Origin of the sequence: Shewanella olleyana (genome assembly GCF_023283825.1) — a bacterium.
Taxonomy (GTDB): domain Bacteria; phylum Pseudomonadota; class Gammaproteobacteria; order Enterobacterales; family Shewanellaceae; genus Shewanella; species Shewanella olleyana.
The window spans coordinates 24,545-46,337 of record NZ_JAKILD010000018.1 but is presented as its reverse complement, the minus strand read 5'-3'; the positions used below and the strand labels follow the sequence as shown (position 1 = coordinate 46,337).

Genomic DNA, 21,793 nt, shown 5'->3' with positions numbered 1-21,793 from the left:
TCGAACAAAATTCAACTCGTAAAGATTCAATAGGACTAGCTAAAAGAATTTAATTGTTGAAAACAATTGTAGTGGTAGAATGCGCATCGCAAGTTATCTACCGATATAAACCATTTCCTCCATCACTGAATCAGAGCATTTATGAAACGGATTTTACTTCCTACCTTGTTGGCATTTTCAAGTTCAGCTGTCGCTGTTGAGCCTTTGTTTGAAACTCCTGAAGATATGGAACCAACTTGGGTCGATGAAATACTGTCGGTGTTCGGCGCTGATGGTGAATTTGATGACAGTAAAGCCATTGATATGAGCTATTTACCTACTGCGTATTACACGCCTGAGAAAAAGTTTGGCGTTGGATTGCTGATGGTGGGGTTATACAAAACAGAGGATGCTACGCCTGAAGAGCAGCCTTCCTCATTGGTACTTAATTCGTTTGTGTCGATGAATAACTCATACGGTATTGAAGCGGAAAATATGACCTTCTTCAATGGTGGAAAACAACGTCTACTTTTGGATGTTGAACTCTACAATGAAGCGGCGGTTTATTATGGCAAAGGTATCGATGACGGTAACTTAGACAGTAATCACCACGAATTTGAAGAACAACATTATAGTTTTAAGCCGCGTTGGATGACTGAATTTGCTGATAATTACTATATTGGTGTCGGTGCCGACTTTATATACTCAAGTGCAGATAAACTTGAGTTGGTTGAAACCGAAAAGTCGTTAGAAACAGATGAGATTTTACCCAGCAATTTCAGCTCGGGTGTTGTCGTTACCAGCATTTATGATTCCCGCGATTATAGATTAAATGCCACCAAAGGTTGGTTATTTCAAATCGATGCTGGCATATATCAAAATAGTGAGTACTCAACGTTTTCGACCTACAATGTTGAGCTGGCAAATTACATCGATTTAAGCTCAACATCTATTTTAAGTAATGCGCCAGGTCTTATAGCTTGGCAAGTACAAGGTCATTTTACTAATGGCGATGTGCCGTGGAACTTACTGCCTGATTTAGGTGGCTCTAGTGCAATGCGCGGTTTTATCAAAGGCCGTTACCGTGATGAACAAATGATGATGGGGCAAGTTGAGTATCGCTTACCGATTTTTCAACGTTATGGCATGGTATTTTGGGGCGCTGTAGGCAGTGTCGCTCCATCTGTAAGTGGTCTAACGGATGACTTATTAGCCTCTTACGGCACCGGATTCCGCTTTAAAATTAAAGACAATATCAACTTACGATTTGATGTTGGCGTTGGCGAAAATGAAACTAACTTCTACCTGAATGTGAACGAAGTTTTTTAATCTAAATCACTCACGTTGTGTGTTTAAACACGATAGTAAAATAGCAGAGAAGTAATGAGCGTATTAAAACTGACAATAGCGGTAATATTAGTGCTGGTGGGGAGCTTGTTTCCACTTTACGCCATTGCATATGAACAGGATGCCGCTGTCGAAAGTCAGTGCAGCCGTACTTCTCACTATGATATTTATTTAAGTGGGATCCACACGGGGAGTATGGAGCGAACCGAAGTTTGGCAGGGCAAGTCTGCAGTCGTCACATCAACCAGTAAAGCCAGTATTTTAGGCGTTGGCACTCAATACGATCAGCGTGCTGAACTGTCTTGGTCTAATACCCATGATGAATGGGTTACTGATAATTTCCATCAATTAGTGACAGGCTTTCGGGCTAGAGACATGAAAGTATCCTTTAGTCAGGACGGTCTCGAATCAGAGGTGGATATAGACGGTGATGTAGATAAGTACAGTTCAGCCACTATCCCATTACGAGATGTGGATACTTTAGCCATTCAAATGCGTCATTTTTTACTTCAAGGTCGAACTCAGTTTGCACTAGTCAGGCAAGCATCTGATGCAATAGAGCCTTATCAACTTTATGTCAAAGAGCCTATTTCTGAAGAGATTGAACCATGGGGAGAGGTGACCTTAATTCCTGTTGAGCAGTCAGGTGCTGAAAAAGTCACTTATTATTTCGCCCCAGAGATGGATTATCAATTAGTCAAAGCGCGTTATCATGGGATCATTTTAAAAGGGCTTCTTGAGCTTAACCAATACAGTTCATCTTGTGACTAACCAAATATTCAATATGGGCTTTTATTATTTTAAATCATAGCTAAACATACTGTAATGTTGACAAACTAATTTGTGTAAGCAGATTACAATCTGCTGTTTAATTAAGTGCTGTATTATTAGATTACTGTTGCTATTACTGTTGCTAATTTGATTCATCCCCTCCTATTTTACTTATTTTATATCCATTCGCTAATTCATCCATATTTTATGTATGGATAACCAGGCAGCTCATTGCGCCATTAGATGATATTTAAGGTGCTGTATCGAAGAATATAGTGCTTCTGTTGATAATGTTGTTTTTGCAATGTTATGCAGATTACATTCGGTCTTATTTCTAATATGTGTTAACAATCTAAATTTGAAAAAAATGACATATAAAACTGAGTATTAACTCTATTTATGGTTGGTTTTTTGCTCTTTAGTTATATATTTTGTTCAAATTGAAGTTGTATTTTAATATTTTGTTTTTATTGTCTTTTTAATTGTTTGTATATGATTATAATTCTCTCGCTACATATTTGATGACTTTTGTTTATCTGTTTTTATATTCCAATTGTATGCATATAAATTCGATTGTGCGTTATGGGAATAATGGTGAGTGAAACTCGATCTGTCATTTATACATTCAGTATTCATTTTAATGGAATAACAGTTTTCTTGTTCAGGCATCAAATAAATGATTCAGTCTGCAAAAGTAGCTAAGTGAATATAGTAGTAAAGATGTTGTTCTGGCACTTTTTAGCAGTATACAAAGTCGCTGGAATCTAAAAATGAGAAAAGGAATGTAAATGAAAAAAATGAATTTGATAGGTGCTGCAGCAGCTATTTCAGCTTTATATGTCGGTATCCCAAGTCAACAAGCGCAAGCTCACGGTTGGGCAGAGTTTCCTGAAGCAAGACAATCTATTTGTTACGAGCAAGGCGGTCTATGGAGTGGTACTCCACCAAACGCAGCATGTGCACAAGCTAAGGAAATCTCTGGTACTTATCCATTTATTCAACGTAATGAATTTGCGATTAATATCCCTGCACCAACTTATAATGATATGGATGTTGTTAAAGCTGCTATTCCAGATGGCAGTTTATGCTATGCCAACGATGCGCAAAAACGTGGCATGGGAGCAGAGCATTCAGCATGGACTCGCACCGAGTTGTCTACAGGTGAATTCGAATATGTTTTTAATGCAACAGCGCCACACAACCCTTCATTTTGGCAGTTTTACTTAACCAAACCAGGAGTCGATGTTTCTAAGCCATTAAACTGGGATGATTTAGAACTGATTCAAGAGTACGGCAACGTTGCTGTAGGCGCGGATAGAAAGTATCGAATGAATATTGCGATCCCTGCAGATCGTTCTGGTGATGCCATTTTATATACTCGTTGGCAACGTGAAGACCCTGTTGGGGAAGGTTTTTATAACTGTAGTGATATCACCATTACTGGCGATGCACCTATTGATCCAGAACCTACCGAACCATACTTAGAGCAAGGCGATGCCTTTATTCCTGATGATGTTAGTTTAACGACGCCGCAATTAGGTGAGTCAGTTAACTACAAAGTATTCAATAAAAATGGCGAAATCCATTCAAGCTTTTCACTAGAAATTACTGAAGACAACCAATTGGATTGGGATCGTTTGTTAGCATCTCAAGTCAATGGTTACTACCAAGACCAGTACGAAGGAAATGTGTTTATTGGTCGCTGGCATGCTGAAATGACTCACTATATGTATTTTCAGGGTCAGCTACATAATAACTTCTTTAATTCAAAAGATTTAATGGGTTATGGTGAGTTTAGTATTACTGCCAATAATGAATTCATTGAAGCGGTGATCACGCCTACGGTGTTAAAGTCGATTGTTGATGCGACAGTAACACATGGTGAATATGTTGTGTTAACTCCTGCAAACAGCCAAGGTGAAATTGAACAACTGTCTTGGATGCAAGTGAGTGGCCTACCTGTTGAAACTGAGCTTGGTCAAAATGACGAGCTGATTATTAACACCGCGTTACTAGAAAATACCGCTCAAACATTCAGCTTTGAGTTAACGGCAGCAGGCCAAGGTGAGGAAGATAAAACTATTTATAGTTTTAGTGTGGCTCCAACTGATGTCGAGCCAGGCCCTGGCCCAGGACCTGAGCCTATTGACCAATGGAGCGCAGCTAAAGTTTATAATGGCGGCGAAACTGTTACCCATAATAATCAACAATGGACTGCTCAATGGTGGACTCAAGGTGAAGAGCCTGGTACGACTGGTGAGTGGGGTGTTTGGCGATAACTTATAGGCTTGAGGTTGCTTAAGTTAGCTTGATAATTGAGCAGAAATCAATAGTTAAACGGCCAATCATTGATTGGCCGTTTTTATATTTAGTTAAAGAGTATTGTCATCATCTAATCTAGGCATTCGCATAGACTCTTGAACTATTAGATCATTGATTTAACTCTAATTGATAGAAGGTGGCTTGGGTGTAATCACCAGCTTCCATACCGCGCCATTGGCAATCAGAGCTGTCTTTCTTGGTATTACACTGGTTATAAGCACCTGCTTTGTAATTCATCCAGTCTTTACCGTAGCCTTGGTCTACTTCATGGCCTTGATAATTCCCTTCAGTAAGGTCAACACTGAATACTTTTACTTCTTCATTTTCAGCGCCAGAGATGGATTATCAGTTAGTAAAAGCCCGTTATCACGGCATTATTCTAAAAGGGCTGATTGAGCTCAATGATTACAGTTCCACTTGCGAATAAGCGCAACGTAAACTCATTTTATCTTGCATTACTTTGATATTTACTTCTTTCGGCTTGTAATATTGTCTAGTGCTTATATTACTAACTTAAGTATGGTTATATGTATAAATTTAGATGTATAAGTATGTGGTTTTAATACTTAGTTATATCACTTCATATCATCACTTCCCCCATAGTGCTAGTATCATTACTTGACTCTTCAGCTTCCTTTTTTGTTTGGTTTAGTGTGCTTTTTATACCGAAATATGATCTTTATAGCCTTTGTGACTCAATATTTAATCATTTTGGGTTTTGATAAGAAATAATGCTTTACTTATTTTAGGTTCGAGATTACATTCGCCGAAAATAGTCTTAGGGTATTCTAACCCTTTAGCCGCCAAGAATGATTTAACCCTCCATAATTTTAAATTAAGTAGTACGAAATTGACGATAATCACGCACGACAATGTTGAAAGCAACATCGCCACCCCTGTAGTTGGTTTAACTTTTTTCGCTGTCGCATCAGGCTTTTTAATGAGCCTTATTCCTTTATCATTACCACATTTCGGTATCACTCAGTCGCTGACGCCCTGGCTTGCGAGTGTGTTTTATTTTGGTTTGCTATTAGGGGCGACGTGTATTCAAGGTGTGATTAAACGCCTTGGCCATAGACGTTCGTTTATTGCTTTTTTATCCTTAGTCGCATTGACGGTTGTGCTAATGCTTTTAGCGCCACATGGAATGACTTGGCTCGCTGCGCGCTTTGTGGCGGGTATGGCCGTGGCAGGTGTGTTTGTTGTCGTAGAGTCATGGTTATTAATGGCCAATTGCCCTAAACAGCGCGCGAAACGCTTGGGTTTATATATGGCGGCATTGTATGGCGGTAGTGCTGTAGGACAACTGGCTATTTCAGTGTTTGGCACTGACGGAATACAGCCTTACTTGTATGTATTACTACTCTTATTTATGGCGACACTGGCTCCGATTTTAATACGTTCAGGTCAGCCAACAAGTCATGATCAACAAAGTATTAGCCGTAAAGAAATTCGTCATATTAATCGACCAGCGATTATTGGCTGCATGGTATCAGGGCTGCTGCTAGGAACTATATACGGCTTAATGCCGTCATATTTAACCCATACGAGTGCATTTTCAGACCATACAGGATTGTTAATGGCGAGCATCATTATGGGTGGAATGTTAGTGCAACCCATTGCTAGTGCGATGTCGACTCGCATGAGTAAAAGCTTATTAATGGCAATATTTTGCATGCTAGGTTGTCTTGCTGTCATGGGCGTTTTGGAGTCTTCAACATTAGCTATGATGGGATTAAGCTTCTTAATCTTAGGGGCGAGCACTTTTGCGCTGTATCCAATTGCGATTACCCTAGCTTGCGATAGCTTACCCGTTGAGAAAATGGTGTCGGCCACTGAAATGATGTTGCTGTGTTATAGCGTAGGCTCAGTATTAGGGCCACTATTAGCGACGACATTCACTGAGGCGGGTAATGGCTTAATTATCTATTTAGGCGTGTGCCTAATCACTACCTGTATTTATATGTTGATGAAAAGTGCAGAAACGATTTCGTCAGGCCAAAAGCCGATTGTGGGTTAGTGAGAGTTTTGAAAGCAATTATAAAAAGACTAGAGTGAAGGCGATACATTCACTCTAGTCTTAAGTTTAACAAGCTATTTTATATTGTGAGTCGCTTAAAAAGAGACGCTGACATCATCACTACAAGTTGCAGTTGAGGCTTCACATACTTTGTAAGTGTAGCTTCCTCCACCTTTTGATGTAATCGTGTCAGTGTAACTGCCATTATTAGCCGAAGTACTTACTACAGCATTATCACGATAGATATCGACATTTGTACTGGTTGCACCGTTATAGGTTAAATCTACTTTTTTAACCCCTCTGGATTTATATCCATTAAGTGTGAGGTTGATATCACTTCCTGTTGGCGGTGGAGTCACTCCTCCTTCACAACCGAATTCACTGAGGTATGCATCTGCAGCAGCAGCTTGGACAATACCATAACCAAAGTACTCATCTTTTCCTGCACTACCTGCATCAAGCGCGGTTGATTTAAGGGCTTGTCTAATTTCGCTACCCGTACATTCTGAATGGTTTGACCAAACAAGCGCTGCAATACCAGATACCGCAGGTGTTGCCATTGAAGTACCGCTCATAAAGCCAAAGTCAGAGGTACCTATATTAATATTGGCGGAAGTTGCATTAATCAGTGAATCTCTATCTTCAAAAGCAGCACCAACAGCTGGAATAGTCGTAGTGTTAGTATCGCCTAATGTGCCATAAAGCATACCTGGCTCATTGTTAATAATGACTGCGCCTAAACCGCCAGAGGCTTCACAGTTTGCGACTTTGTCATGGAATGAAATCACGCCTCTATCGATAATACAGATATTACCATTGGCACCAGCATTTGTGCTTTCAGCTGTACCCATGTAAAAAGTTGAACCAGAAATTGAACCTGAATTTTCCATCGCGGAAGACGCTAAATCAAACCCATCAGCTGATAAGTTTGAGGCAGTAGCAAGACCAGCTGGATAAGTAGATAAAGTATCAACACCACCAGCAGTCACTTCTACACAAATGGTTTCATCAGTAGTGGCACGTTTTCCTCGCCCTGAAGTACATGAAGGGAATTGCGAAAAGTCTGCAATAATATTATTGGCATCATTAGCACCAATCATCATGACAGAGGTGTAGCCTGCTGGATATGAGCGGACATTATTACCATCGTTACCTGCTGCAGCAACAACTAAGCCGCCAGCATCAGTGAAGCTTTGAAAAGCATTAGACTCTGTATTATTTGAGCCACCGCCACCAAGACTCATGCTAATGATGTTAGCGCCCGCTTGAGAACATAAGTCAGCTGCGTGAGCTAAGTCAGATGAGTATCCCCAACCGTCATCATTGAATACTTTGATAATGTGCATATCAACACCTGGCGCCATACCAATAACGCCAAATCCATTATCTGCAGCGCCTACTGTCCCTGCAACGTGAGTACCGTGTGGGCCACCATGGTCATCCCAATTACCTGTACCACTGTCATTGTCACCAGTAATATTATTCCAGTTAAAATCATTGTTGCTTCGGTCTAAGCCTGAATCTATGACACATACTTTGATACCCGCATTTGGATCAAATGCGACCTGATCAGCTTGAGATTGATAAACTGCATATGGGGTCACTTGTGTTGTCATTGGGTTGCCAGCATCATCAGAAAATCCCATAAGATGACGCTTTTGATCGACTTCCACTAAGGTTATATGCAGATTATTAAGTAAACCTTTTACTTGCTCTAAATCTTTACCACTAAAGGTAGCAGCGATGAAACCATCGCCTTCTACATGAACTTCTGCACCAATTTGTTTAGCTAGTGCTTTAACTACACCCTGTTGTTGCGGGTTCACCTGAATCACATAGCGATCATCACTCGCTTGTGCATAATTACTAACAGTTAAACCTAGTGCAATGAGAGATATTGAAATTGTTGAAAGTTTCATAAAATACTTTACTCTTTTTTTTATGTTTAAGTATTCACCAGCATATCTAAGCATTTTGCTCACTGCGTTGTGATAGCTGGCAGGATGAAGTACAACTATTTCCTTCCATTTTGTTTTAGCACAAGAACACTGTATTTAACGGTTTTGCAGCAAAAGAAACTTTTTGTATTAAGTATTGCTTGAGGTAAATAGCTGCTAAGTGATTAATAATTAGTGTAATGCTCTGTAAAGTGAATCTTACTGGATGGATTTTGGAGTTAAATGCTGCTTGGTTGAGGTTGAGCGAGTGGTTTTTCTCAAATGAATACAGATTGAACTTGATAACGGCCAATGTATATTGGCCGTTTTTTATTAAGCAGTTAGTTGAATTAAGTTGTTTATCGGGTATTGATCCGTGCCTATTGATTCGAGCCTATTGATTAAGCTCTAACTGGTAAAAAGTGGCTTGGGTGTAATCACCTGCTTCGATACCGCGCCATTGGCAATCCGAGCTATCTTTTTTGGTATTACATTGGTTATAAGCACCTGCTTTGTAATACATCCAGTCTTTACCGTAGCCTTGGTCTACTTCATGGCCTTGATAATTCCCTTCAGTAAGGTCAACACTGAATACTTTCACTTCTTCATTTTCAGCACCAGGATTTTTAGTGAAACTTAGGTGCATAGTGTCATCTTTCACATCGACTTGATATGTAAAAATTTCGCCGAGTTTAATGCCATCTTTTGGTTCTGGTGAACCTTCACGTAGGTTGTATTGGCCAAATACATTGTGACGGATATCTTGGCGTAGTTTTTTGCCATTCTCATCTTTAGCATCTTGCAGTTCTGGCACTGGGTTTAACTCATAGTTCCATGATAAAGAACCAAATTCGTGACCAGGAAGTTTACGGTATGAAATTTTTAGAGGTTCATTATCAGAGCCATGAATTTGACCGATAACCACCGCAAAAGCGCCATTCTTTTTATCATTACCACTGGTACTGACTTGGTCAACGGAAAGTGTCGCTTTTAGCTGGCCTCCAATGGCGCCATACTCTTTGGCGTCAGGGTGAGAGGCAACAACGAAATTGTTTTTCGGCTCACCATAATGGTCTGCCAACATAGCACGTAATTCACTACGGGTATTTTTACTGTTTGGGGTGGTTGGTGCTTCATTAGGAGCGACAAAAACCAATGCGCCAGTGTCTTTATTCGTATAAAACCACTTTGGATGCTCATAAGGAGTTTTAGTGTTACCTAGCTGATATTTATCAATTTCTAGCGCCTTACCTTTACGCTCTCCGCTTTCGGTTAACTCAGGAAGGGTGATTTTCCAGTTGGTTAAATCAAAGTTCTGTGCAGGAGCCTTAGTAGGATCTAGATTAAATTTGCTGGCGATATCAGTTTGAGCTGCCACAGCTGCAGAGCTGGCAATGATGGTAGCAGTCAATAAACTAAGTTGGAGTGTCTTCATTGAGCTTTCCTTATGGAGCATGTCGTTAATACCTACCACAAGATACTACAATATTATTGTATTACAATAGTGTGATCGAGTTAGATGATTTACTGTTTCAAGCAAATTATTAGGTAAATATTGATCTAACGCCAATGAAGTGAATGCCTCAGCACTTGTGTCGAACCCTTTGGGCAGCGTTTGTTAGCCATTTTTACCGCGTTATCGACTTTTTATGTAGAATAACTACACCACAAAGTCTCTGCCTTGTATAAATGGCCAACAATTCGCTGCAAAAACAACCTTGAAAGATCAACACGCCCTAGTAATTCAGAAGAGCTGTTATTGAAGACTATACCGGTTGAAGAAATAACCTTGTAGATAGGTTTTAGCGATGGAGCTAATTTCAGTCATCGCTTTAAGCGCTGTAAAAAATATCACCCCGATCCAATATCGAAAGCAAGTTATAAAACAATACTAAAACGGCCAATCATAGATTGGCCGTTTTAAAGATCTTGCAGGCGACTTACTCAGAAGAGTGAGAAGCTGATTAAGGCTGCATCTGCGCTTTGGCTGCTTCAACTTTTGAGAAATCTAAACCTAATTCCAATACCGCTTCTTTAATAAGCCCTGGATTTTGCATTACCATAGCCATTAACTGCTGTAGTTTCTCTGCTGGAATACCCAATTGACCGATGATGTTCATCGCCATCATAGGGTTTTGCGTTAATGCTTGGAACACTTCACTAATTTTTTCTTCACTGACGCTGTGTTCTTTTAATAGGGCAATAATAGGGTTCATTGCGTTACCTTCATTTCAATTGAGTCAAATATTAAGCTTATATTACCATTTAACCTCAAAAGAGGGTGAATGAAAAATTTCTCAGCTGTTTTGCTCGGGCTTAACTAAGTTTAGCCCCCAAGTGATAATGGTAAATGACACCAATAAGAGGCTGAAAATAAGCGCTAAATCATTAGGCATTAACTGTGTAAGTGACGCTGCTTATAGTCTGATGGGCAAAGGCCAAAAAAAGCTTTGAATAGCCGACTGAAGTGGCTGGTACTGCTATATCCTAACGAAAAGCACACTTGGGTTATTTGCTGACCTTGCTCAATAAGCGTGGCGGCTTTTTTTAAACGCACTTGCTGCTGAAAAGCCGCTGGACTGCAGCCAAGGTGGGCTTTAAATTGCTGGAAAAATTTACTGCGGCTCATACAAGCTCGGCGGCACAGTTCATTAATATCCAATGGCTCGTTAAGGTGAAGGCTGATGTATTGCAGCGCGGCATTAAGGCCATTAAATTCAGGGTTATTATCACTGTGCTGCAATAAGAAATCACGAGTCTGGTGTCTAAGTAAACGCACAATTAATTCAGATACTGCCAAATCAATTAAACAACTTCTATCCTGTTCATTCTCGGTATATATCCCCACCATTCTATCCAGCAAAGCTTGAGTTTGTTGAGTATGGTGCGTGTGGACTAACGCCTGTTGATACTGCCAATGGCCATAATCTTGTTGGATTGGTGAGTCAATATTAAGTCGATCCGCAACTTGTTGAATACGATCGGTTGAGATCTCGATTGCTAAACAAGTCGTCGGTTTATGTATTTGAGCTTCGGGGAAGTCGATTTCAACGGTTTGGTTTGGCGCCATGATGAAAGACTCATGGGGATAAAACGCAGCTTCAAAGTCTTGCTCTGAATGCATCACTTTTTTACCTGTGACCATGCCGCAAAACAATAATTGGTCGGACTTTAATGCCACTCTCGATGCTTGTTCAAACGTATCGTAAATACTCAGTTCTGACTCTGGGCCTGCAAAGCTATTTTTGTTTTCTACCAGTAAGTTTGGTTGGCAGCGCTTACGCTGCAAATTACCTCTAATCATATTGTCACCTATGTCTCATCCTTTGGACTACAACAATCCTTGCTATTGGCGCAATGCGTCAGACACAGGCTACACAATCATTTGTACTGTGGGTCAACAGCTGTGGATTCTCAGAATACTCATTTCTGCTTTAACTGATTTAGCTTAATTAGGTTTCCAACAAATACAATTAGAGGAAAGTATTATGATTTATGCAGCACCCGGTGAAGCAGACTCTGAAATGTCTTATAAGTCTGTTTATCAAAATTACATTGGTGGCCAATGGGTTGAGCCAATCAATGGCCAGTACTTTGATAATATTAGCCCAGTAAATGGGCAAGTTTTTTGTAAAATTCCACGTTCAGATGCGCAGGACATTGAGTTTGCACTCGATGCTGCACATAAGGCTAAAGATGCTTGGGGAGCAACTTCAGCGGCAGAACGTTCAAATATTTTATTGAAAATAGCCGATAGAATTGAAGCAAACCTCATTGCTTTAGCTGTTGCCGAAACGTGGGATAACGGCAAGGCTATTCGTGAAACCATCAATGCCGATATTCCTTTGGCTGTGGATCATTTTCGCTATTTTGCAGGTTGTTTGCGTGCTCAAGAGGGCAGCGCGGCTGAAATTGATGCTAATACGCTGTCTTATCATATTCACGAGCCATTAGGCGTGGTTGGCCAAATTATTCCGTGGAACTTTCCAATATTAATGGCGGCTTGGAAGTTAGGCCCGGCATTAGCTGCGGGTAATTGCGTTATTTTAAAACCTGCGGAGCAAACGCCGGCATCTATATTATTTTTAATGGAGCTGGTTGGGGATTTACTGCCAGCAGGTGTGCTCAATATCGTCAATGGTATTGGCGAAGAAGCAGGCCAAGCATTAGCAACCAGCAAACGGATTGATAAAATCGCCTTTACTGGCTCGACGCCAGTAGGCTCACATATATTGAAATGCGCAGCTGAAAACATCATCCCTTCAACGGTAGAACTTGGTGGTAAGTCGCCCAATATTATTTTTGGTGATGTGGTGAACTTTGAAGATGAGTATTTAAGTAAATGCGTCGAAGGGGCAGTGCTGGCTTTCTTTAACCAAGGTGAGGTGTGTACTTGTCCATCAAGACTGCTGATCCAAGAAGATATTTATCCGCTGTTTATGGAAAAAGTGCTGCAGCGCACAAAGGCGATTAAGCGTGGTAACCCACTCGATACCGACACAATGGTTGGCGCGCAGGCATCAAAAGAGCAATTTGATAAGATCCTTAGCTATATTGATATCGGCAAAGATGAAGGCGCTGAAGTGTTATTAGGTGGTGAAGTTGAAGCGTTAGACAATGATTTAGGCACAGGTTATTACATTCAGCCTACTTTGCTTAAAGGCACGAATGACATGCGAGTATTCCAAGAAGAAATTTTTGGGCCTGTCATCTCGCTAACGACTTTTAAAGATGAAGCTGAAGCATTGGAAATGGCCAATAACTCTGATTTTGGTTTAGGTGCAGGTGTGTGGACTCGCGATACTAACTTGGCATATCGGATGGGTCGCAAGATCCAAGCGGGACGAGTATGGACTAATTGTTATCACATGTACCCAGCCCATGCGGCATTTGGTGGCTATAAAAAATCAGGCGTTGGCCGTGAAACTCATAAGATGGCGTTAAATCATTACCAACAAACCAAGAACTTATTAGTGAGCTATGACGTGAATCCATTAGGATTTTTCTAAACAAACCTCCCCAAGGTGAGCGTAAGCAAAAGGGCTGGCACTTAAGTGTCAGTCCTTTTTATGTTAACCGAACCTTTCGGCCAGCGTTTGTTGGCTACTTTTTACTGTGTTATCGATTTTTTATTTAGCGTAACTACACCACAAAGTCTCTGCCTTGTATAAATTGCTAACAATTCGCTGCAAAAATAACCTTGAAAGGGTAAACAGGCTCTAGTCACTAAGAGTTAATCTTGATATTAAGCTTTATTTAATTGTTAACCATGACAATGGATTTATGTTGATGTAACAAGGGTGATGGTTGTCCCGTTCTCTCGGTGTTAATTCGATTAACATTCATCGCTAGCTTTACTTACTGCCGCAATTTACTAATGATGGCAGCGGAAGAAAAATAACAATAACTAGATCAAGGAGACCTATCGTGAAGAAAGTCGGGATAGTGCTTATGTGCTTGTTGATGCCAACGGCGTCAATGGCTGCAGAGCAAGTCAAATCAACACAATCAGTTCAAACAGCAGCAAAAGACACCACATTATCAGTGGATGTGTTGTGGAAGCTAAGCCGAATCGGCAATCCAATTATTTCACCAAACGGTGAGTTCATTATTGCGCCTGTGACCAAGTACGATGTACCTGAAGATAAAGGTTCGACTCAGCTATGGTTATTCGATAAAGACGGTAAAGGGCAACGTGCGTTAACCGCTGAGGGGATGCGAGTTAGCGAACCTACTTTTTCACCTGATGGTAAAACATTAGCCTTTGTGAGCAAGCGTAATAAAGACGATGCCGGTCAAGTGTATTTATTACCAATGGACAAAGCGGGTGAAGCCCAGCGTTTAACCAGTGTCCCTGGTGGTGTGAAAGGGATTAAATGGGTCGGTGATAATATTTACTTCATCAGCCGTATATTTCCAGGTAAAGACTGGGATGAAATGGCCACTCAGCTAGCAGCAAACAAAGACAATAAAGTGTCTGCACACCAATGGAATGCACTGCCTTTTTCAAGCTTTGATCATTGGATTGAAGAGGATCGTGAAGCCCATGTCTTCAGCATTCCTGCTCAAGGTGGCGACATTGTTGCCATCACACAACCATTAAACAAGCAGCTACCACGCTCATCTCAAAGCAGTGGCAATTACGATATCTCGCCAAATGGTGAGTTAATTGCCTTTAACAGTAATGGTTGGGCGAACCAGGTTGACCCTAAAATTGATATTTTCATGGCAAAAATTGGCAGTGGTAAAGTGGAAAACTTAACCCCTAAAAATGAAGCGCCAGATTCAAGCCCAACCTTTAGCCCAGATGGTAAAACCTTAGCGTTTACCCGTCAGCTTATTCATGGTTTTTACGCTGACACAGCGAACCTAGTCTTGTTTGATGTGAACAAGCGAACTGAACGTGTAATCACAACTGATTGGGATCGCTCTGTTGCTCGCTTTAACTGGACTGCTGATAACAAAGGTTTTTACGCTGCGATTGATGATGCCGCGACACGCCGCATTTTCCATATCAATGCTAAAAATGGCAAAGTAAAACCGATTACTAAGCAAACCAACTTTGGCGCGCCATCGATAGCTAACGATGGTACTATCGTCGCAGCTAACGACAGCTTTTTGCACCCAGCACGTTTAGTGAAAATTAACCCAAGTAATGGCAAAATCACTCGTTTAGACAGCTTTAACGATGACATTTTAGCGAATGTCGACATGGGGACTTATGAGTCTGTGACCTATAAAGGTTATAACGACCAAGACGTACAAATGTGGGTTCATTACCCAGCAGGCTTTGATAAAAGCAAAAAGTATCCGTTAATGATGCTGATCCACGGTGGCCCTCATAGTGCGATTTCTGATGGTTTCCATTACCGCTGGAATGCACAAACCTTTGCGTCTTGGGGATATGTCACTGCATGGCCTAACTTCCATGGTTCAAACAGTTTTGGACAAGACTATGCCGATAGCATTAACCCAGACTGGAAAAACAAATCATTAGAAGATGTTTTCAAAGCAACCGATTGGTTTAAAGCAAAAGACTGGATCGATAACGAGCGTTTAGTTGCTGGTGGTGCAAGCTACGGCGGCTACTTATCATCGATTATTCTAGGTCAAAAAGATCAGCCGTTTAATGCGTTATTTATTCACGCTGCGGTATATAACATGTACTCGCAAATGGCTGCTGATTTCTCGGTGCATAGCACGCGCTTTGGCGATTACTGGGATAAACCAGAGATCTACAAATCAATCTCTCCACATTACGGCGCTGAAAACTTTGATACGCCAACTCTAGTGGTGCACGGTCAATTAGATTACCGCGTACCTGTTGGCCAAGGGTTTGAGCTGTTTCGTACGCTGCAGACTAAAGGGATTGAATCGCGGATGATTTACTTCCCTGATGAAAACCATTGGATCATGAAGCCGAACAATTCAATCTACTGGTATAACGAAGTTGAAAAGTGGATGAACCAACATGCTGAGCCAGGTGCGAAGTAAACGGTTTTAGCTTTCATTTTTGGTAAATATAATGTGAATACAAAAATGCCGCAGTCATCATTGATACTGCGGCATTTTTTATTGAGTCATTATCTTAATATAGTCATTAGCTCACTTTAGATGTTAGCTAACAATTAAAAGGTAAAGCTGGTTTGTAGCGCGACGCCCATATCTTTGTCATCACCATAACTGGCTGATAGGTCGAAGTGGAATACGCCAGCAGCTGATAAGCCTAAACCTGCTGTCACTCTATCGTCATTATTATTGGTTAAATCAGTTTGATAACCCGCACGTAATTTTGTCCAACTCCATGGGGTAAATTCAAAGCCAATCGCAGCGAGCTGTTGATTGTCATATTCAGTGTCGAACTGGTTATAGCTGCCATTTAACTCATCATAGCCTTCCGATTCGTTTAACTGTATATCAATGACAGCTGTCATAAAGCGATTATGATAGTTAGCACTAATCGTATATACCGGCTTGATTTGATATTGACCTTTTATGCCACTGATGACTTCAGTTTCATAGGTGTTTTTTATCAAGTTTTTAGCAACGAAACCTACGCCGTAACCGGCATTGTGTTGGTAAGCAAAACCAATATCTAGGTTCATATTACCTTGATCGTTTTGGTAACGGTCATCGTCCCAATCGTCAAATTCAAAGTTTTCAATGTCAGTGATGTAGTTGATGGTATTAACTTGTTGATACTTTGGCGAGATACCGTAATAAATTTCACCGGTAGCAAGCTTATGAGATTTGGCTAAACTCACCCCAAACTCAGAAACAATCACGCCCATGGTAATCGCTTGAGAATTTAATTCTTGATCGACGATATTGGCAGGGTCTAAATCTTCATCTGCAATATCAGCAAATACAAGTGCATCAGCATAAGCCTGAGCAAAGAAATTGATTGATAGCACTTTATTAGGAATCGCAACGGCTACCTGAGTCCCGACTTGGACATGTGCATAGTTGCCTTGGATCAGTTCAAGCTGGTCAATGACCACTTGAGCGTCATCAAGGCTTGGGTTATTGATATATTTGAAATCATCATAAATATCAGAAAAATATTCTACATTATCAATGATATCGGTTGGATCGTTTGCATGAGCACCAATGGATGGGAATAAAATTCCTACGTCATCAGATTCATCAAAGCGCGCGACTAGAGCTGGGTTATGAAATGGTGCTGTTAAGTAATCAGCGCTTGAAACCCCAACACCTCCCATGGCATGGGAACGGGAGTCAAAGCTATGGCTGTTAGCATGGGCATTAGACCCAATTAAAGCGGCAATGATTAGTGGCAAGTACCCAATTGAACTTTTTATTTTTTTGTTATTCATTTTGTCCTACAACATATTGTTACATATAGAGTTTGCTCTTAATTTTTGCGAGTGGATAGTAACAGTTATGTCGCTTAATTGAATTGAAAATGTGTAATTTTGAGGGGTGAAGTGAGATTTTGGTTTTGTATGTGTTGCGGGGTTAACCCATGGGGAAGTCACAAGGAGCTTAAAATAAGCTCCAATAGTCATTTATTGTGAAGGCTGGTAAATTTTGAGGGCATAAAGAGCTAATGCAAAATCTATAGTAAGGAGCCAAATAAGTACTTAATTAAGAGCTAAGTCCTTAACTTAGTTAAGAACTAAAGTAAGAATTAAGGTAAGTACTTATCCATCATCTTTTGCACTGCATTTGGTTGAATCGGCTTAGTGAGATAATCATCAGCGCCTAATTTTAAAGCAAAATCTTGATCCGACTCTTCAACTAATGAACTGACTACAACAATGGGCACTTCTTTATTGGATGTTTGCTCTTTAACGTACTTCATCACTTGGTAACCGTTGATATCTGGCATAGTGATATCAAGGAAGATTAAATTTGGTTCAACCGATGACAGTAATTCAATCGCCCCATCACCTGAATTAGCCGTTAACACAATGTAGTCATCCCCTAAAATGGCAAGCAGCATGCTGGTACATACTGGATCATCATCAATAACGACTATTTTGGATTTTTCCATTCTTGCCTCGCTTGAGCATACTTTTTATTGTGTAGATATAATAATCATTGTATTGAAATAAATGATAATTACTAGGGGGATTTCAGCATAGAGTATAGGCTAACTTGATGAAGATTTACGATAAGTGCAGGTAGAAATCATAGTATTCGCTGTTCGCGATGACGATGTTTTATACCCAAACAACCTGAAGATGCTCGATTTCAGCAAGAATTTACACGCGTTTAGGCAAGGCATTGATTGCGGGTAATGGTTATTCCCTTTTCAAAATCAATAACGCAGCATAAACGCGTGTAAAACTTGCCCTCAGGGAGTTTCACCGTGTTTCCACTACGTTGTTGCGCTAATTTATAAGGTACCTACATTACCGCATTACCGCATTACCGCGCCTAGTATTGAAAACACGGTGAAGCTCTGAAACACGTATCTTCAAGTTGTTTGGGTATATAAGGGTTGTTTATATTGGCGATACTTTTCAATGACGCCATTTCTATCTAAACCACGTTTTACATTTTTACATAACTTACCAAAACGGCTGATATCGCCTAATTGAGGAGCGTTACCATTGTTTATTTCAGCCTCCCAGTAGCTTATTTCACTATCAACCAATTCTAATAGCTTTTTAGGGCAGCCCTGACAATTGCCTTCTGGCCCACAAACAAACGTTTCCGGTTCAGTTAATGGAAACTCGGATTTTACTTGAGATATGATTTGCAGCATTGCCGTGGTGCGATCAGGTTTCATGTCAAACTCTACAATGTAAAAACATAAGGTGATGGAGCAATATAGCCTTATTAAAGCATGAGTCTTTATGCCGTGGCCAAAGTTCAGTAGTTCAGCGTTAATTGCTCAAAGCTGATTGTTCATCGTCAATTGCTCAAAGCTCATTATTAACAGCGCATTACTAAAAGTTTAAGGATACTGAACAAGCCAAATATTAGTGATACTCTTCAACCGCAAAATCATAATAATTATAACTAGTTTAATGGAAGTGCGTTTACTATGTTTAAAAATCAACTTAAATCGACCCTGTTTAACCGCTTAATCTTCTGCGCGGGCTTATCTGTTTCTGGTTTAACCTTCTCTGCTGTAGCCGATAATTTTTATGCTAACCAAACACTGCAACAACAAGCACCACAAGCATTTGCTTTACAGCCTCAAAGTGAGGCGTTTTTAGCCCCAGCATATGAATTAACCATCGCTCATGCCGACAGCTTACTTGAGCTTATTGCACAGGATAAAGCTTTAACTAACGCAATAAAAAAGTGGCCTTCACTCACCATGGATGAACAAATCCCTTGGCTTAAAAAAGTGTTTGCCTTGGAAGTGCAAAGCTTTGGCACTGAGGCGCCACAGCTAATTATCGATAATCACAGCTACCCTAAAAAAATGGTGTATTTTGACTTTGATGTTAAGGCTGGTGGTAATGGTATTGTGTACTTGAATCCTGATAAATTAGCCGAAGAAGAGGCGTTTGCCTCATTGGCATTTTTAATCCATGAAACCCGTCACTCATATCAGTTTCAGCGGGCAATGGCTGGACAGTCTGACGCTGTCTCACAAGGTTATTTAGCCGCGTTTACTGCGCAGAAACAATTAACAGGCTTTGGTTTCAGTGACTTTTTAACGCTTGTTAATGAATACGAAGCGTTTCAGTTTGGCAATTACGTCATTGGCAAATTAACAGATTGGCAAGTGGATATGATTAACATGGGCACCTTTGCTAGCCAGTACGATAGTCAAGGTCAGTTAAAAATTGATTTAATCGCGTTATCAGCAAGTGATGCTGAGCAAAGTTTATTATCGCAGTACAATAAGTTAGCAGAAAATCAGTATAAGCTTAGACAAGAAAGCAATAATTAAAGTCTCAGTAACGGCTCCATATCACAGTGAGATTAGATTGTCGGTGGATAATTTATGAACCTAAAGCAGTTAGAAATTTTTTGCGCCATCGCTGATGCGGGCTCTGTTACCGCAGCGGCTAAGCAGCTCAACAGTAATCGCACCCAATTGAGCATGGCGATCAAAGCACTTGAGGCGAGTTTAGAAGCCAAACTGTTTACTCGTTCAGGCAATAGCTTAGTGTTGTCTGAAGTGGGTAAATCAATCTACAAAGATTGCGAAAGCGTGGTGTCTACATGTGAACGAATCAAACAGACCTGCGAGCAAACGATTGATAAGTTTCGCTCCGAAATTTGGCTTGCTAGAGATGACTCATTTCCTGATGAAGTGTGGCAAACATTTATCATCTCACTGAATAACCACTTTGATGCGACTACAGTTAATACCGTTTTAGCTTCCAGTGGTGATTTAGCTAATCTGGTTAATACCGGTCAGGTGGACTTTGCCTTTGGCGTGGACTTTGAACGAGTCGATGATGCCAATACCGATTACTTACCACTGGGCCGAATTCGGATGATGTCAGTATGTGAAAGTCATCATCCGTTAGCCAGCCTTAAGCGAGTATCAGATAGTCAATTACGTGAATCGATGCAAGCGGTAATGGTTTATCTAAATGATAAAGATAACCCTGAACTGCAGCCGTTCTCGTTAAGGCATATTGGCTTTTCTAGCTTTGAATATATGCTTAACACCATAGTGTCGGAGAAGGCATGGGGCGTATTACCCGAGCCGCTCATTCGTCCACATCTTCGCAGTGAAAAGCTCGCTGTCATCAAACACACTTACGGGTTAACCCATGAAGACTATTGTATGTTTTCCATGCCAGGCAGTGCGATCCCTGAGCCTGTATCATGGCTCTGCGATCAGATCAGTGACTACCTGTTTAAGTTTTAACTGAATCGTCAAAATCACTCCAACTCGCTCAGTGTCAATAAAGTTGACACTGAAGGCTGTTTTAAGTTGTTGTTAATAATCAAGTAAATTGAATCTCTTCTGTTAAAGCACTTCATCAAGCCGATGAGCTGTTGAGAAAATAGCCGAGTGCAGCAATAATTATCACAGGTTTTTAGTGGTGATAATGAATGTGTGAACAAAATAAAATAGATGATAAACAATTACTTATTATTTCCGCTTTGGCTGCGTTAACATTTGCAGTTATGGGGGTTGTAGTGGGGTTAATGAGTGGTTCGATTGTCATATTATTTGACGGTGGTTACTCGTTAATTGGTTTACTTCTCACCATGTTATCGCTAGCTGCTTCAAATTATATGGGGGGGTCTTCTCGTTCTCAGTTCGCCTTTGGTAAAGCCATTATTGAGCCAATTGTTGTGGCCATTAAAGCTGCCGTCATTCTCATGTTATTAGGCTTTAGTTTATCCTCAGCGCTTAATGTCTTTTTAAGTGGTGGCCGAGAAATCGATATGTCATTTGCTGCTGTATTTGGTTTTGTTAACTTGTTCGGTTGTTTGGCTGTGTGGTGGTTTTTAGTTAAACAAAACGAGCCAAAACGGTCTGGATTATTTATTGCCGAAATCAAATTGTGGAAAATGGATACCGTTGTCAGTGGCGCTGTATGTGCGGGCTTAATTGCGGGCTTGATCTTAACCTATACGCCTTGGCATGCTTATGCTGTATACGCTGACTCAGTGATGATGCTACTTATCGGCGCATACTTTATTAAAGTGCCATTGATGATGTTAACTGGCGCGTTCAGAGAATTATTGATGATGAAACCGAGTCAGGAAATTTGTTCTTTGGTACATGAAAGCGTCTCAGAAGCGAATGGTTCAAGTCCACAAGAGTTGAAACTAACGGGTATTGCTAAAGTAGGCCCAGAGTTAATGGTTAATATTAATGTTAACCCTACAAAATCACACCAGTTACTACCGGATTTACATAAGGTGCGATTAATTTTGAATAAGAATCTTGCCCGTCTGTCATTGGATGTAAAACTGAATTTAGATATCGTGACCGAAGCGAAATAACCGCTTAAGTTAACTG

The 21,793-nt window shown here is 40.5% G+C and carries 17 protein-coding genes and 1 pseudogene; 10 read left to right on the top strand and 8 right to left on the bottom strand.

Features of this window, described 5'->3' with window-relative positions; translation table 11 throughout:
* Window positions 1-141: 141 nt before the first annotated feature.
* The 3 genes from L2735_RS13600 to L2735_RS13590 all read left to right on the top strand — a co-directional run bounded on the left by L2735_RS13600 (window position 142) and on the right by L2735_RS13590 (window position 4,376).
* The gene (locus L2735_RS13600) at window positions 142-1,308 is read left to right on the top strand and encodes a BamA/TamA family outer membrane protein (protein WP_248985224.1); all 1,167 of its coding nucleotides are present in this window, start codon (window positions 142-144) and stop codon (window positions 1,306-1,308) included.
* A gap of 54 nt (window positions 1,309-1,362) precedes the next feature.
* On the top strand, window positions 1,363-2,097 hold the full coding sequence (locus tag L2735_RS13595) for a hypothetical protein (RefSeq protein ID WP_248985223.1): 735 nt from the start codon (window positions 1,363-1,365) through the stop codon (window positions 2,095-2,097).
* Window positions 2,098-2,885: 788 nt separating this feature from the next.
* A complete protein-coding gene (locus L2735_RS13590; RefSeq protein ID WP_248985222.1) occupies window positions 2,886-4,376 on the top strand; it encodes a lytic polysaccharide monooxygenase in 1,491 nt (496 codons plus the stop codon).
* Window positions 4,377-4,527: 151 nt separating this feature from the next.
* On the opposite strand, the gene L2735_RS20115 is transcribed toward L2735_RS13590, so the two are convergent.
* On the bottom strand, window positions 4,528-4,758 hold the full coding sequence (locus tag L2735_RS20115) for a polysaccharide lyase family 7 protein (protein WP_248985272.1): 231 nt from the start codon (window positions 4,756-4,758) through the stop codon (window positions 4,528-4,530).
* A 511-nt stretch (window positions 4,759-5,269) separates the two neighbouring features.
* Between L2735_RS20115 and L2735_RS13580 the strand changes: the two genes are divergently transcribed.
* Window positions 5,270-6,439, top strand: a complete 1,170-nt coding sequence (locus L2735_RS13580) for an MFS transporter (RefSeq protein WP_248985221.1) — start codon at window positions 5,270-5,272, stop codon at window positions 6,437-6,439.
* Window positions 6,440-6,534: 95 nt separating this feature from the next.
* Here the strand turns inward: L2735_RS13580 and L2735_RS13575 are convergent, their stop codons facing one another.
* Together L2735_RS13575 and L2735_RS13570 are read right to left on the bottom strand one after the other, a co-directional pair.
* Window positions 6,535-8,358, bottom strand: coding sequence for a S8 family serine peptidase (locus tag L2735_RS13575; RefSeq protein ID WP_248985220.1), 1,824 nt, complete (start codon window positions 8,356-8,358; stop codon window positions 6,535-6,537).
* 412 nt (window positions 8,359-8,770) lie between these two features.
* The gene (locus L2735_RS13570) at window positions 8,771-9,811 is read right to left on the bottom strand and encodes a polysaccharide lyase family 7 protein (protein WP_248985219.1); all 1,041 of its coding nucleotides are present in this window, start codon (window positions 9,809-9,811) and stop codon (window positions 8,771-8,773) included.
* 162 nt (window positions 9,812-9,973) lie between these two features.
* Between L2735_RS13570 and L2735_RS20195 the strand changes: the two are divergent.
* A pseudogene (locus L2735_RS20195) lies at window positions 9,974-10,171 on the top strand (hypothetical protein); the annotation flags it as partial.
* Window positions 10,172-10,340: 169 nt separating this feature from the next.
* On the opposite strand, the gene L2735_RS13560 reads toward L2735_RS20195, so the two are convergent.
* Window positions 10,341-10,592: a DUF2999 family protein gene (locus L2735_RS13560; RefSeq protein ID WP_248985218.1), complete on the bottom strand. Its 252-nt coding sequence runs from the start codon at window positions 10,590-10,592 to the stop codon at window positions 10,341-10,343.
* A gap of 179 nt (window positions 10,593-10,771) precedes the next feature.
* Window positions 10,772-11,680, bottom strand: coding sequence for an AraC family transcriptional regulator (locus tag L2735_RS13555; RefSeq protein ID WP_248985217.1), 909 nt, complete (start codon window positions 11,678-11,680; stop codon window positions 10,772-10,774).
* Between the two features lie 184 nt (window positions 11,681-11,864).
* Between L2735_RS13555 and exaC the strand changes: the two genes are divergently transcribed.
* A complete protein-coding gene (gene exaC, locus L2735_RS13550; RefSeq protein ID WP_248985216.1) occupies window positions 11,865-13,385 on the top strand; it encodes an acetaldehyde dehydrogenase ExaC in 1,521 nt (506 codons plus the stop codon).
* A 418-nt stretch (window positions 13,386-13,803) separates the two neighbouring features.
* On the top strand, window positions 13,804-15,870 hold the full coding sequence (locus L2735_RS13545; protein WP_248985215.1) for a S9 family peptidase: 2,067 nt from the start codon (window positions 13,804-13,806) through the stop codon (window positions 15,868-15,870).
* A 134-nt stretch (window positions 15,871-16,004) separates the two neighbouring features.
* Here L2735_RS13545 and L2735_RS13540 read toward each other — a convergent pair whose 3' ends face one another.
* From L2735_RS13540 to L2735_RS13530, 3 genes are all read right to left on the bottom strand, one after another.
* Entirely contained in the window at window positions 16,005-17,213 is a 1,209-nt protein-coding gene (locus tag L2735_RS13540) for a conjugal transfer protein TraF (RefSeq protein WP_248985214.1), read from the bottom strand.
* A 314-nt stretch (window positions 17,214-17,527) separates the two neighbouring features.
* Window positions 17,528-17,893, bottom strand: a complete 366-nt coding sequence (locus L2735_RS13535) for a response regulator (RefSeq protein WP_248985213.1) — start codon at window positions 17,891-17,893, stop codon at window positions 17,528-17,530.
* Window positions 17,894-18,319: 426 nt separating this feature from the next.
* Complete coding sequence (locus L2735_RS13530) at window positions 18,320-18,634, bottom strand: hypothetical protein (protein ID WP_248985212.1); 315 nt, start codon at window positions 18,632-18,634, stop codon at window positions 18,320-18,322.
* 258 nt (window positions 18,635-18,892) lie between these two features.
* Between L2735_RS13530 and L2735_RS13525 the strand changes: the two genes are divergently transcribed.
* The 3 genes from L2735_RS13525 to L2735_RS13515 all read left to right on the top strand — a co-directional run bounded on the left by L2735_RS13525 (window position 18,893) and on the right by L2735_RS13515 (window position 21,777).
* Window positions 18,893-19,753 (top strand): hypothetical protein, encoded by an 861-nt coding sequence (locus tag L2735_RS13525; RefSeq protein ID WP_248985211.1) that lies wholly within the window; start codon window positions 18,893-18,895, stop codon window positions 19,751-19,753.
* 54 nt (window positions 19,754-19,807) lie between these two features.
* Window positions 19,808-20,686: a LysR family transcriptional regulator gene (locus tag L2735_RS13520; RefSeq protein WP_248985210.1), complete on the top strand. Its 879-nt coding sequence runs from the start codon at window positions 19,808-19,810 to the stop codon at window positions 20,684-20,686.
* Window positions 20,687-20,874: 188 nt separating this feature from the next.
* Entirely contained in the window at window positions 20,875-21,777 is a 903-nt protein-coding gene (locus L2735_RS13515; protein ID WP_248985209.1) for a cation efflux transmembrane domain-containing protein, read from the top strand.
* Window positions 21,778-21,793 lie beyond the last annotated feature (16 nt).

What these genes read in the sequence shown, in the direction of transcription:
- L2735_RS13600 (WP_248985224.1), top strand. Translation starts at nt 142, where the DNA reads ATGAAACGGATTTTACTTCCTACCTTGTTGGCATTTTCAAGTTCAGCT.
- L2735_RS13595 (WP_248985223.1), top strand. Translation starts at nt 1,363, where the DNA reads ATGAGCGTATTAAAACTGACAATAGCGGTAATATTAGTGCTGGTGGGG.
- L2735_RS13590 (WP_248985222.1), top strand. Translation starts at nt 2,886, where the DNA reads ATGAAAAAAATGAATTTGATAGGTGCTGCAGCAGCTATTTCAGCTTTA.
- L2735_RS13575 (WP_248985220.1), bottom strand. Translation starts at nt 8,358, where the DNA reads ATGAAACTTTCAACAATTTCAATATCTCTCATTGCACTAGGTTTAACT.
- L2735_RS13570 (WP_248985219.1), bottom strand. Translation starts at nt 9,811, where the DNA reads ATGAAGACACTCCAACTTAGTTTATTGACTGCTACCATCATTGCCAGC.
- L2735_RS13560 (WP_248985218.1), bottom strand. Translation starts at nt 10,592, where the DNA reads ATGAACCCTATTATTGCCCTATTAAAAGAACACAGCGTCAGTGAAGAA.
- L2735_RS13555 (WP_248985217.1), bottom strand. Translation starts at nt 11,680, where the DNA reads ATGATTAGAGGTAATTTGCAGCGTAAGCGCTGCCAACCAAACTTACTG.
- exaC (WP_248985216.1), top strand. Translation starts at nt 11,865, where the DNA reads ATGATTTATGCAGCACCCGGTGAAGCAGACTCTGAAATGTCTTATAAG.
- L2735_RS13540 (WP_248985214.1), bottom strand. Translation starts at nt 17,213, where the DNA reads ATGAATAACAAAAAAATAAAAAGTTCAATTGGGTACTTGCCACTAATC.
- L2735_RS13535 (WP_248985213.1), bottom strand. Translation starts at nt 17,893, where the DNA reads ATGGAAAAATCCAAAATAGTCGTTATTGATGATGATCCAGTATGTACC.
- L2735_RS13530 (WP_248985212.1), bottom strand. Translation starts at nt 18,634, where the DNA reads ATGAAACCTGATCGCACCACGGCAATGCTGCAAATCATATCTCAAGTA.
- L2735_RS13525 (WP_248985211.1), top strand. Translation starts at nt 18,893, where the DNA reads ATGTTTAAAAATCAACTTAAATCGACCCTGTTTAACCGCTTAATCTTC.
- L2735_RS13520 (WP_248985210.1), top strand. Translation starts at nt 19,808, where the DNA reads ATGAACCTAAAGCAGTTAGAAATTTTTTGCGCCATCGCTGATGCGGGC.
- L2735_RS13515 (WP_248985209.1), top strand. Translation starts at nt 20,875, where the DNA reads ATGTGTGAACAAAATAAAATAGATGATAAACAATTACTTATTATTTCC.